The organism is Sphingobium sp. BHU LFT2, assembly GCF_018604485.1.
GTDB classification, from domain to species: Bacteria; Pseudomonadota; Alphaproteobacteria; order Sphingomonadales; family Sphingomonadaceae; genus Sphingobium; species Sphingobium yanoikuyae_A.
The window spans coordinates 870,696-883,189 of sequence record NZ_JAFCGW010000001.1 but is presented as its reverse complement, the minus strand read 5'-3'; the positions used below and the strand labels follow the sequence as shown (position 1 = coordinate 883,189).

Genomic DNA, 12,494 nt, shown 5'->3' with positions numbered 1-12,494 from the left:
CAGCGATGGCATGCGGTCGGCCCCCTTGCCTTGGCAGGACAAATCGCCATATTCTTCTGCATCATGAACCATCTCTTCAACGCATCGGCAGGCGCGCCCTTCAGGGCCGGTCCGGATCAGGACGATACGGGCGACAATGACCCGAACATCGGCGTCGCCACGCGTACCCGCACCCGCACCAAGAAGCCGTCGCTCTACAAGGTGCTGATGCTGAACGACGATTACACCCCGATGGAGTTCGTCGTGCATGTCCTCCAGCATTTTTTCCGCATGGATATGGAGGAAGCGACGCGGGTGATGCTGCACGTCCATCAGCGCGGCGTCGGCGTGTGCGGCATCTTCAGCTATGAAGTGGCCGAGACCAAGGTGAACCAGGTGATGGATTTCGCCCGGCAGAACCAGCATCCGCTGCAATGCACGCTGGAAAAGGCCTGATATCATCGGGTAAGGACGCGCGCTTAACCTTTTCTTGGTCAGTGTAGCGCCTCTATTTCAATCAATTACATGATTGAAATACAATGTTTTTTCAGACTTATTCGGCATGAATGGTCCCGCTAAACGAAGTGGGGACTTCCAGCATGACGACTATCAGCAGTTACAACAGCATGACCATGCCGCCATCGCCGCGCATGTCGATGACCAATCGCATCGATGCCGCGGTGGAGACCGGCTCCATCTCGGAAACGGATGGCGACGCGCTCGAAACCGCGCTCGATTCCATCGATTCCGCGCTCAGCAGCTTCGCCAGTTCGGGCAGTTCACGGCTCGATCCGTCTTCGATGAAGGATCGGATCGATTCCCTGATCGATGATCAGGTATCGGCGGGCACCCTGACCGAGGATCAGGCGGCGCAGTTGCAGAGCCTCTTTGCCCAGGGACCGGGCGGCGCGGGGGCGTCGGCCGATGGCGGTGACGGCATGAGCATCGACGGCCTGGCCGCCATGGACGGGATGCAGGGGCCGCAGGGCATGCGCGGCCCGCCGCCGCCGCGTCCGGCCGAGGACAGCAGCGATGACGACAGCAGCACCAGCGAGACGAGTGCGACCAGCGCCACCGATCAGCTGGATTCGATCATCGCCTTCCTCGAAAATCTCCGCTCCAGCCTCAGCCAGTCGCTCTATGGATCGACCAGCAGCGCCACGAGCAGCAGCAACAGCGGCCTGGTGGTCGACAGCCTCGCCTGACGACATGCCCTTCTGACGCGCGTGGGGGCGCGCAGGCATCCGGCCGGCACAATGGGCGATCGCGCGTGGCGCCGGCCGGATGAATTTTCACGATCTTGCCTTCGTTAATATCGGGGGCAGCATTTTGCCGCTAGAACGGCGGCGTGACGCAGGAGACGGCCCCTTTCATCCACGACCTTGCCGTGATCGGCGGCGGGGTGAACGGGTGCGGCATCGCGCGCGATGCGGCGGGGCGGGGGGCAAGCGTGCTGCTGCTCGAACGCGGCGACCTGGCGCAGGGCACCTCCTCGGCCTCGACCAAGCTCATCCATGGCGGGCTGCGCTATCTGGAGCATCGCGCCTTCGGCTTGGTCCGCGAATCCCTGGCCGAACGGGAAAGGCTGTGGCGCATCGCGCCGCACATCATCCAGCCGATGCGCTTCGTCCTGCCCTGGGTCCAGGGGCTGCGGCCGCGCTGGCTGCTGCGCCTCGGCCTCTTCCTCTACGATCATATCGGTGGCCGCCGCGCCCTGTCGGCGACGGAGGCGATCGACCTGCGCCAGCATGTTGCTGGCGCGCCGCTGCGGGCGGGATTCGGCCCCGCCTATGTCTATTCGGATGGCTGGGTCGATGACGCCCGGCTGGTCATCCTCAATGCCCGCGACGCCGCCGATCATGGCGCCGATATCCGCCCCCGCACGCAGGTGCTGCGGCTGGAGCAGGCCGGCGATCATTGGCGCATCCACGCGCGCGATGCGGCGGGGCAGGCGCAGGCCTTTCACGCGCGGGTCGTGGTCAATGCCACCGGTCCCGCCGTGCTCGACCTGCTGGACCGGGCCGATCGCCGTGCCGACCGGCTCATCCGGCTGGTGCGCGGATCGCATATCGTCGTGCCGCGCCTGTTCGACCATGGCATGGCCTATTTCTTCCAGCTGCCCGACGGCCGCATCTTCTTCGCCATTCCCTATCAGCATCTCTATACGCTGATCGGCACGACCGACCGCGACCATCAGGACGGCGTCGATCCGATCACGGCCAGTGCCGAGGAAATCGCCTATCTGTGCGAGGGCGCGAACCGCTATTTCGCCCGTTCGATCAGCTCTGCCGATGTCGTCTGGGCCTTTGCCGGCGTCCGGCCGCTGATCGACGATGGATCGGCCCGGCCGGAATCTGCGACGCGCGGCTATCATCTCGATCTCGATCGGGAGGAGGACGCGCCGCCGCTGCTCAGCATCTATGGCGGCAAGATCACCACCTATCGCCATCTCGCGGCCGATGCGATCGCCCTGCTGAAGCCGCTATTGCCCTCGCTCGCGGGCGATGACTGGACGGCGGACGCGCCGCTGCCCGGCGGCGATTTCCCGATGACCGGCCTGGCCGATCTCGTCGCCGCGCTGGCCGGCGACTATCCCTTCCTCGATCTCGACACGGCCGAGCGGATCGGCTGCGCCTATGGCACTCGCGCCCGCGACTGGCTGGGCGCGGCGCGCGACTGGTCGGACCTGGGCCGGGATTTCGGCCATGGCCTGACCGAAGCGGAACTCTGCTACCTGCTTGCGCGCGAATGGGCACAGACCAGCGAGGATATTCTCTGGCGCCGGACCAAGCTGGGTCTGCGCTTCGACGCCGCGCAACTGGCCGCGCTCGATGCCTGGCTTGAGGAGAGGGCATGACCGACCGCTATCTGCTGGTGCTGGACGAGGGGACGACCTCGACCCGCGCGATGCTCTATGCCCCCGACGGCCGCCGCATCGCGATGGCGCAGGCGGAACTGACCCAATATTATCCACAGCCCGGCTGGGTCGAGCATGACGCCGCCGAAATCTGGACCCGTACGCGCGATTGCGCACGCCAGATGGTGGAACGGGCGGGCGGCGCGGACCGGATCGCTGCCATCGGCATCACCAACCAGCGCGAGACGGTGGTCGCCTGGGATCGGCGTACCGGCGAACCGCTGGCGCCCGCCATCGTCTGGCAGGATCGGCGCACGGCGGCGCAATGCACGGCGCTGCGCGAAGCCGGCCATGAAGCGATGCTGCAACAGCGCACCGGTCTCGTCGTCGATCCCTATTTTTCCGCCAGCAAGATGCGCTGGCTGATTGATCATGTGCCGGCCGTGGCGCAGGCGGGGGACGCGCTGGCGCTCGGCACGATCGAAAGCTGGCTGGTATGGAAACTGACCGGCGGCCTGCATGTCAGCGACGCCAGCAATGCCAGCCGCACCCAGCTGGTGGCGCTCGACGGCACCGATTGGGATCCGGCGCTTTGCGACCTGTTCGGCGTGCCCCGCGTCGCACTGCCCGAAATCGTCGACAATGCCGGCGCCTTTGGCGACACGCTGGCAGAGCTGTTCGGCGGCGCCATCCCGATCCGCGGACTGGCCGGCGATCAGCAGGCGGCCAGCATCGGTCAGGCCTGCCTGACGCCCGGCGATGCCAAGGCGACCCTGGGCACCGGCGCCTTCATCCTCGCCAATATGGGCGCGCAGATGCCGGCCTCGCGCCATCGCCTGCTCGGTACCCTGCTCTACCGGATCGGCGACGAGCGCATCTATGCGCTCGAAGGATCGATCTTCATCGCCGGCAATCTCATCAAATGGTTGCGCGATCAGCTCGGGCTGATCGGATCGGCGGCGGAGACGGAGGCGCTGGCCCGCTCCGTGCCGGACAGCGGCGGCGTGCTGATGCTGCCGGCGCTGGCGGGGCTGGGTGCGCCGCACTGGCGGCCCGATGTGAACGGCGTCGTCGCCGGCCTCACCCAGGGATCGACCCGTGCGCACATCGTCCGCGCCGCGCTCGAATCCCTGTCGCACCAATTGTCCGACCTCGCCACCGCCTTCGCTGCCGACGGCGCGCCCTGGCGCCAGCTGCGGATCGATGGCGGCATGAGCGCCAATGACTGGATCGCCCAGGATATCGCTGATATGCTCGATGTCAGTGTGGACCGTCCGGCGGATGTGGAAACCACGGCGCTGGGTGCGGCCATGCTGGCAGGGCTGGGGGCTGGATTGTTCCGCTCCCTGGACGAGGCCGCGACGATGGCAGGGAAGACGACTCGATTTGATCCGGCAATGCTGCCGCAGCCGCGCGATGCGCGACTGTCGGCATGGCACCGCCTGCGCGATCGGGCGCTGACCTCCTGACTCGGGCGGATCTTCAGATTGACCGTAAAAATCGATCACCCAATCCGATTTAATCAGTTTTTCTGAAACTTCGCGGGGCCTTAGCCTGTTCTCATCCAAAGCTGAGGAGGACGATATGGTCGATAAGCCAGTGATGACGACAAGCGCAGGTGCGCCGATTGCCGATAACCAGAACAGCATGAGCGCAGGTCCGCGCGGGCCGCTGCTGCTCCAGGATTATCAGCTGCTCGAAAAGCTGGCGCACCAGAATCGCGAACGCATCCCCGAACGTGTCGTCCATGCCAAGGGCTGGGGCGCTTATGGCACGCTGACCATCACTGGCGACATTTCCAAATATACCAAGGCCAAGGCACTGCAGCCGGGCGCGCAGACGCCGATGATCCTGCGCTTCTCGACCGTGGCCGGCGAATTGGGCGCGGCCGATGCCGAGCGCGACGTGCGCGGCTTCGCGATGAAATTCTATACGCCCGAAGGCAATTGGGATCTGGTCGGCAACAACACGCCGGTCTTCTTCGTGCGTGATCCGCTGAAATTCCCCGATTTCATCCACACGCAGAAGCGCCATCCACGCACCAATCTGCGCTCGCCCACGGCGATGTGGGACTTCTGGTCCTTGAGCCCCGAATCGCTGCACCAGGTGACGATCCTGATGTCGGATCGCGGCCTGCCGACCGATGTGCGCCATATCAATGGCTATGGCAGCCACACTTTCAGCTTCATCAACGACGCCGGCGAGCGTTTCTGGGTGAAGTTCCACTTCAAGACGATGCAGGGCCATCGCCACTGGACCAATGAGGAAGCGGCGGACGTCGTTGGCCGCACCCGCGAATCCACGCAGGAGGATCTGTTCGAGGCGATCGAGAAGGGCGACTTCCCCAAATGGAAGATGCAGGTCCAGATCATGCCGGAACTGGATGCGGACAAGACGCCCTATAATCCGTTCGACCTCACAAAGGTCTGGCCGCATGGCGATTATCCGCCGATCGACGTCGGCGTGCTGGAGCTGAACCGCAACGCCGACAATTATTTCGCGGAGATCGAGCAGGCCGCCTTCTCGCCGTCCAACATCGTGCCGGGCATCGGCTTCTCGCCCGACAAGATGCTCCAGGCGCGCATCTTCTCCTATGCCGACGCGCACCGGCACCGGATCGGCACTCATTATGAAGCGCTGCCGGTCAATGCCCCCAAATGCCCGGTGCATCATTATCACAAGGACGGGGCGATGCGCTTCTTCCCGAACAATCCGAACCCGGCCGCCTATTATGAGCCCAACAGCTTTGGCGGCCCGGTCGAGGATCAGCGCTTCATGGAGCCGCCGCTGAAGATTTCGGGCGATGCCGACCGCTATAATCATCGCGAAGGCAATGATGATTTCGGCCAGCCGCGCGCGCTGTTCAACCTGTTCGACGATGCGCAGAAGGCGCGTCTCTTCGCCAATATCGCCGCCGCCATGGGCGATATCCCGGACGAGATCGAGGAGCGCCAGTGCAGGCTCTTCGATCAGGTCCATCCCGACTATGGCGCAGGCGTGCGCCAGGCACGGGCGACGATCAAGGATCGCAATCCGTCGATTTCGGCCCCGACCGATGCGCTGTTGGCTGATGCATCCAGTTGAATAGACTTGTAATATTGTAAAAACAGGCCCCGATGATGATCACCGGGGCCTGTTTTTATCTATTCGCTGTGAAATAGTCGGCGGCATAGGAATATATATTAACATTGTCCGTTTAGCCCGGATGGGAACATGACGCGGCCCGCCCTTCGCCATATTTCCCTGAAAATGTCGGTATTTACCGGCCTGTTTTACTTCGCGGTCGCGTCGCTTGCTCTGCTGACCTCGCGATTCGAAGGCGGGTTGGCGTTCATCTGGGGCGCCAATGCCCTGCTGATGGCGGAAATGATGACCGCGCGCATGCGCGCCTGGCCGCGTCTCATCCTCTCCTGCATGGTCGCCAGCACGATCGCGACCGCGCTGTTCGGCATCGGCGCAATGGCGGCGGTGCCGATGGCGATCCTCAATGTCGGGGAGGCGCTGGTGGTCGCATATATCTGCCGCCGGCTTGGTGCCGGGCGACAGATCGCCGCATCGATGCGCGAATTGTGCATCTTCATCTTCGCACTGGCGGGCGTCGCCAATGTGCTTGCCGCTATCGGCGCCGGGCTGGTGGTCGCCACTTTGCTGGGTGGTGATTTCCCCCATATCTGGCTGCAATGGTATAGCGGCCATGTGCTGGGTGGCCTCATTTGCACGCCGCTGCTGCTGATCCTGCTGCAGGGCGAGGTGAGCCGGTGGGCGCGCCAGGCCCGGCCGATCGAGCGGCTGGAGGCGTTCGGCCTGCTGTCCGCCTTCGCCCTGTGCGCCTGGTGGATTTTTTATGGCGCCGGTTATCCGATGCTGTTCGCCTCGCTGTTGCCGCTGGTGCTGATCGCCTTCCGCACCGGCTATGCAGGGTCGGCCGCGGCGATCGTCATCCTGGCGCTGATCGGCGGCACGGCGACCATGACCGGCCATGGACCGCTCCGTCTGGTCGCGGCCAGCATTCCCGAACGCATCCAGTTCTTCCAATTCTATCTCGCGCTCAGCTTCCTGTTGTCGGTGCCTGTGGCGGCCGAACTCAACAGCCGTCGCCGGCTGATCCGCATGCTGCGCGACAGCGAGGCGCGCTATCGCGCCTTTGCCGAACATAGCGGCGACGGCGTGGTCAATCTCAGCATCGAGGGCATCATCCAATATGTCTCGCCCTCGGCCGTGGACCAGATCGGCATCGACGCCGACCGGTTGCTGGGCCAGCCGGCCGTCGACCTGATCGACCCGGAATATCGACCCTTCGCAATCGTCACCCATCGCCGCGCGCTCGCTCATCCGGGGGAGGCGCATGCCGTCGAATTTCGCCCCAACCGGCCGGACAATGATTTCGACTGGTATGAGATGCTGGTCCGCGCCGTGCTGGACGAGCAGGGGCGGGCGATCGGGGTCATCAGCACGGTGCGCGACATTTCCCGCCACAAGGCGCGCCAGCGGGCGCTGCACCAGGCCGCGGCGCAGGATGCCCTGACCGGTGCCGACAGCCGCCGCGCATTGCAGGAAAAGCTGGACGACCAGATCGCCCGCGTCGCGGCCGGCGGACAGGCCTGCCTGCTGCTGATCGACATCGACCATTTCAAGTCGGTCAATGACCGTCATGGCCATGCCGCCGGCGACCGGGTGCTGGTGGGCTTTGTCGAGCGGCTGCGTCAGGCGCTGCGTGGCACCGGCAGCATCGGGCGCCTGGGCGGCGAGGAATTTGCCGTGCTGCTGCCCGATGTCGATCTGGAACGGGCCGAGCGCATCTGCGAGCATCTGCGCACCCGCGTCGGGGTGCGGCCCTTCCCGCTCGGCAATGGCGAGGATATCGCCATCACCTTCAGCGCGGGCCTTGTCGAACTGGACGGCAGCGCCAGCGCCGCGACCCTGATGGAGGCGGCGGACAAGGCGCTCTATGCCGCCAAGGGCAGCGGTCGCAACTGCCTGCGCTTCGCCGCCTGACGGTCCGGCGGAACGAGAGCGTCTTTCCCGCCCGAAAAATCGGTGATGTTATGTTGTAACTTATGCCGCTCTCGACTATGTAGCACGCACCATGCTGCTCAGCTTCCGTCACGCCCTGGAATCCGGACGCCTCGATCGCCTTGCGATGGCGCTTTCGGGCCTGTGCGTCGCGCATTGTTTCCTGACGGCGGTGGTGCTGGGCCTGCTGGCATCGGCCGGCGGTATTTTCGACAGCCCGATCTTCCATGAAGCGGGGCTGGCGCTTGCCATCCTGATGGGCGCGATCGCGCTCGGCCATGGCGCGCTCGTCCATCGTTTCATGATGCCCGCCGCGATCGGTTCGTTGGGCCTTGGCATCATGGCCGGCGCGCTGACCATGGATCATGGCTGGCAGGAAAGCGCCTATACGCTGCTTGGCGTCGCCATTCTTGCCCTCGGCCACGATCTCAACCACCGCGCCAGCCACTGACCGCCGGCGATTGTCGGGGACGGTTCTTCCCGCATCGATGACTACGAAAAAGGGGGCCTTTCGGCCCCCTTCGTCTTTCCGTCCGGTCCGCCCGATCAGGCGTCCTTGCGCTCGACGCGATGCTCGCCCTTGACCCAGCGCACGGTGCCGGTGCTGGCGCGCATCACCACGCTCTCGGTGGTCAGCTTGTCGCCCGGCAGATGCTTCACGCCCGCCAGCAGCGATCCGTCGGTCACGCCGGTCGCGGCAAAGATGCAGTCGCCCTTGGCCAGTTCCTTGAGGTCATAGACCTTGTCCAGGTCGGTGATGCCCCACTTGTAGGCGCGCTGCTTCTCGTCATCGTTGCGGAACAGCAGGCGGCCCTTGAACTGGCCACCCACGCAGCGCAGCGCGGCACAGGCCAGCACGCCCTCGGGCGCACCGCCCGAACCCATATAGATGTCGATCGTGGTTTCCGGATTGGTGGTCGCGATCACGCCGGCAACGTCGCCGTCCGGGATCAGCATGATGCCGCAGCCGATCGCGCGCAGTTCGGCGATCAGCTTCTCGTGGCGCGGGCGATCCAGCACGCAGACGATGATTTCATGCGGATCGACGCCCTTGGCCTTGGCCACCGCCTCGACATTCTCCTTCACCGACTTGTTGAGGTCGATGATATTGTCGGGATAGCCCGGACCGACGGCGATCTTGTCCATATAGACGTCGGGCGCGTTGAGCAGGCCGCCTTCTTCCGAAATGGCGAGCACGGCCAGCGCGTTCGGGCCGGCCTTGGCGGTGATGGTGGTGCCTTCCAGCGGATCGAGCGCGATGTCGATCTTGGGGCCCTTGCCGATCGCATTGCCGACCTTCTCGCCGATATAGAGCATCGGCGCCTCGTCGCGCTCGCCCTCGCCGATCACGACGGTGCCGTCCATATAGAGGTCGTTGAAGGCCAGGCGCATCGCCTCGACCGCAGCGGCGTCGGCGGCCTTCTCGTCGCCCCGACCGACCAGCTTGGATGCGGCGATTGCAGCCGCTTCGGTGACGCGCACCATTTCGAGTACCAAGACGCGATCGAGAATCGAACTAGCCTGCACCATAGCCACTCCTCTGCTGTAACTGATAGAGCAGGGCGATAGGATGTCCGCCTCTGCTTGTCGACCCAACTTGCCCGGCTCGCAAAGCTTTTCATAGTCGTGATGCCACGGATGGACGCGCCTTTGCCTTATATGGCATTCCGCAGCGTCCAGCCGCTGCCATCATCCCGCCATGTTCGACTGTTGAGATGTCGTCATGCGGTGGGTCTTGTCTTTCCCTCTTTTGCTGATCGGCCTGCCGCTGGCGGCCGCACAGGAGATGGTGCCGGTGGATGAAGCGCCGCTCGCCCAGCGCACCGCGATGGAGCAATATCAGGCGCGCACCGCCGTTGTCCGCCCCTGCGATCGCAGCGGCGGCGGCATCGTGGTCTGCGGCAGCCGGGCGGAGCGCAATGCGAAGGAAAGACTGCCGCTGCCGCGCGAACCGGTCGAGGGGCGCCCGCTTGCCGGCGATACGCCCCGCGCTTCCGCTGCCGCACCCAGGCAAGGCGCCTGCGGCGTCGTCGGCGGTCAGGGGACGGGTTGCGTCGGTGGTGGCGTGCCGATCCTGGGCGCCGCCATGCTGGCCGGCAAGGCCATCACCCATTTGCTCGACCCCGACGCCGACATGGCACCACCGCCGCCCCTGCCGGATTCGGTCAAGGGCGCCGGCCAGCACTGATCCCACCGCTCCCGGCGCGATCAATCCAGAATATGCATGACCATCGGCGTGTCGAGCAGGCTGTCGGAGCCCGCCAGCCGCTCCAGCGTCTCGCGCACGCAGCGTTCCTCGCCGGCATGGGTGACGATCGCCACCAGCACGCCATCGGCCTGATTGGCGCCGCGCTGGATCATGCTCTCGATCGATACGCCGGCATCGCGGGTCGCGGCCGCAATCTCGGCCAGCACGCCGGGGCGATCCTGCACCTTGAAGCGCAGATAGGCGCGGCCGATCCGCTGGCCGGCATCCGCCGGCTGTTGCGGGGTCAGGGCGGCGACCGGCATCGCCAGCGCATCGCCATATTCGTCGCGGGCCACGTCGATCAGGTCGGCGACCACGGCCGAAGCGGTCGGGCCGTCACCCGCGCCACGTCCCTGGAAGAAGAGGCGACCGACGAAATTGCCTTCGGCCACGACGGCATTGAGCGAACCGTCGACATGGGCGAGCGGATGGTCGAGCGGCACCAGCATCGGATGAACGCGCTGGAACAGGCCTTCCGGGCCGTTCTCCGCCATGCCGACCAAGCGGATACGGAAGCCCAGGGCCGCCGCCTCGGCAATGTCGGCGGCGATCACATGGCGGATGCCGGTGGTGGCGACATGGTCGAAGTCCAGTTCGGTGCCAAAGGCCAGGCTGGCAAGGATGGTCAGCTTGTGCGCGGCATCGACGCCGTCAATGTCGAAGCTCGGATCGGCCTCGGCATAGCCCAGTTCCTGGGCTTCCTTCAGCACCTCGTCAAAGCCCCGGCCTTCCTTTTCCATGGTGGTCAGGATGTAATTGCAGGTGCCGTTGAGGATGCCATAGACGCGGCTGATCTCGTTGGCGGCCGCGCCTTCGCGCATGCCCTTGATGACCGGAATGCCGCCGGCGACCGCCGCTTCATATTTGAGCGCCACGCCCGCCTTCTCGGCGCGGCTGGCAAGGTCCAGGCCATGATGGGCCAGCATCGCCTTGTTGGCGGTGACGAACGGCTTGCCGGCGGCCAGGCACTGGCGGGCGAGGGTGAGGGCAGGGCCATCGGCGCCGCCGATCAGCTCGACCACCACGTCGATATCGTCGCGGGTCGCCAGCGTCGTCATGTCGTCGACCCATTCATAGGGGGACAGGTCGACGCCGCGATCCTTGTTGCGGTCGCGCGCGGAGATGGCGACCACCTGCACCGGACAGCCGGCGCGGCGGGCAATCAGGTCGCCATTGGTGTTGAGCAGGCGAATGACGCCGCCGCCCACCGTTCCGAGGCCAACGAGCGCGACGCGCAGCGGGGCATGGCGGTGGAGATTGGTCATGGCGTTTCCTGGTCCTTCGCACTGTAAGAGCCGCGCTGATAGCGGCCCGAGCGCCGCTGTCCAAGGAAAAGCACAGCGGCGCCCGATTGAAAGATAAGTGCGTAGGGGGTCAGTTCGGCTTTCGATTGCGTGCGCAACGGCCAAGTGCGTTCAGGACGAACTGATAATCCGCGCGCGCCGCTTCGGCGTCCTGCACCGCCAGGGTACGGACCGACCGGGCCGGCAAAGTGGCCGGCAGGCTGCAACTCAGCCGATACCAGAGCAGGCTGCCGGGGGCAGGGGCGCGGGCGGCTTCGTCGACGATTTCGCCCAGCGCCACGGCCCAGCTAGGCTGTTGTCCGGGGCGGCGGATGATCGACAGCGACACCGGGTCGCCATTTTCGGTGCGCAGAAAAATCTGGGTCTCGCCTTCGCCGGCGATCGTGCCGGCAACATGGAAGGCATCGCCCAGGCCGATGATTCGCGGTGGCGCGTCCGGCGCGACGAGCGCGGACAGAACGGTCTTCACCCGTTCGACCTCGGCGGGGGTGGCGGCGATCTGCGCATCGCGCGCGATCAGCTGAATCTGACCCGGCCGCCCGCCCGGACGGGCGAACAACAGCACTTGCGCCTTTTTCAGCTTGGGCATCTTGCCCTTCGAATCGAGGCGGGCGTCATAAAGATAGCCGACGGTCGGGCTTATGCCCCCTTCGCCGCGAATCAGTGCGGTCACTTCGGCCTCGACATAGACCCTGCGATAGCCTGCCGGGACGTCCGGAGCCTGTTCGGGCTTCAATGGGACGATGTTGCTAATGCGCACGTTGGCAACCAGCGGTGCCGCATCGGAAAGGTCGGCAATGTCGGCATAGGTCAATCCGGCGGCGATCGTCGATGATTGCGCTGTCATCGAATTTGTCTGAGAAAATGCCGGAAAAACGGCGGTATATGAGGCGGAAATGAGGCACAGCGAGGCGAGCGTCTTCATGGCCGTGGTGGATTTCTTCTGCATCTTCGTCCTATGCTATCAGCCCGTGGCAGGGATGTCACAGGCAAGTCATTCCGGTGTGTAGTGGTAAACGCAAGCCGGTAGTTCGATAAAGCGTTTGCGTGCCACGATGCGCCGCGATAGGAGTTCGCACGGTAGCAAATGGAC

General features: G+C 65.0%; 11 protein-coding genes. 8 read left to right on the top strand and 3 right to left on the bottom strand.

The window, feature by feature from the left end; genetic code table 11:
* The first annotated feature begins 63 nt into the window (after positions 1-63).
* The 7 genes from clpS to JQK15_RS04365 all read left to right on the top strand — a co-directional run bounded on the left by clpS (position 64) and on the right by JQK15_RS04365 (position 8,300).
* On the top strand, positions 64-435 hold the full coding sequence (clpS, locus tag JQK15_RS04395) for an ATP-dependent Clp protease adapter ClpS (RefSeq protein ID WP_004209974.1): 372 nt from the start codon (positions 64-66) through the stop codon (positions 433-435).
* A 143-nt stretch (positions 436-578) separates the two neighbouring features.
* Positions 579-1,184, top strand: a complete 606-nt coding sequence (locus JQK15_RS04390; RefSeq protein WP_214863676.1) for a hypothetical protein — start codon at positions 579-581, stop codon at positions 1,182-1,184.
* Between the two features lie 143 nt (positions 1,185-1,327).
* The gene (locus JQK15_RS04385; RefSeq protein ID WP_214863673.1) at positions 1,328-2,836 is read left to right on the top strand and encodes a glycerol-3-phosphate dehydrogenase; all 1,509 of its coding nucleotides are present in this window, start codon (positions 1,328-1,330) and stop codon (positions 2,834-2,836) included.
* Positions 2,833-4,305: an FGGY family carbohydrate kinase gene (locus tag JQK15_RS04380; protein ID WP_214863671.1), complete on the top strand. Its 1,473-nt coding sequence runs from the start codon at positions 2,833-2,835 to the stop codon at positions 4,303-4,305. The genes JQK15_RS04385 and JQK15_RS04380 overlap by 4 nt, the downstream gene beginning before the upstream one ends.
* Before the next feature lie 115 nt (positions 4,306-4,420).
* Positions 4,421-5,920, top strand: a complete 1,500-nt coding sequence (locus tag JQK15_RS04375; RefSeq protein ID WP_214863669.1) for a catalase — start codon at positions 4,421-4,423, stop codon at positions 5,918-5,920.
* 129 nt (positions 5,921-6,049) lie between these two features.
* Positions 6,050-7,831: a sensor domain-containing diguanylate cyclase gene (locus tag JQK15_RS04370; RefSeq protein ID WP_214863667.1), complete on the top strand. Its 1,782-nt coding sequence runs from the start codon at positions 6,050-6,052 to the stop codon at positions 7,829-7,831.
* Between the two features lie 91 nt (positions 7,832-7,922).
* Positions 7,923-8,300, top strand: coding sequence for a MerC domain-containing protein (locus JQK15_RS04365; RefSeq protein WP_004209982.1), 378 nt, complete (start codon positions 7,923-7,925; stop codon positions 8,298-8,300).
* 95 nt (positions 8,301-8,395) lie between these two features.
* Here the strand turns inward: JQK15_RS04365 and glpX are convergent, their stop codons facing one another.
* Complete coding sequence (gene glpX / locus JQK15_RS04360) at positions 8,396-9,379, bottom strand: class II fructose-bisphosphatase (RefSeq protein WP_004209983.1); 984 nt, start codon at positions 9,377-9,379, stop codon at positions 8,396-8,398.
* 205 nt (positions 9,380-9,584) lie between these two features.
* On the opposite strand from glpX, the gene JQK15_RS04355 reads away from it, so the two are divergent.
* Complete coding sequence (locus JQK15_RS04355) at positions 9,585-10,037, top strand: hypothetical protein (protein WP_251007537.1); 453 nt, start codon at positions 9,585-9,587, stop codon at positions 10,035-10,037.
* Positions 10,038-10,057: 20 nt separating this feature from the next.
* Here JQK15_RS04355 and JQK15_RS04350 read toward each other — a convergent pair whose 3' ends face one another.
* Positions 10,058-11,362: a homoserine dehydrogenase gene (locus JQK15_RS04350; RefSeq protein WP_010336871.1), complete on the bottom strand. Its 1,305-nt coding sequence runs from the start codon at positions 11,360-11,362 to the stop codon at positions 10,058-10,060.
* Positions 11,363-11,471: 109 nt separating this feature from the next.
* Positions 11,472-12,350, bottom strand: coding sequence for a hypothetical protein (locus JQK15_RS04345; RefSeq protein ID WP_214863665.1), 879 nt, complete (start codon positions 12,348-12,350; stop codon positions 11,472-11,474).
* Positions 12,351-12,494 lie beyond the last annotated feature (144 nt).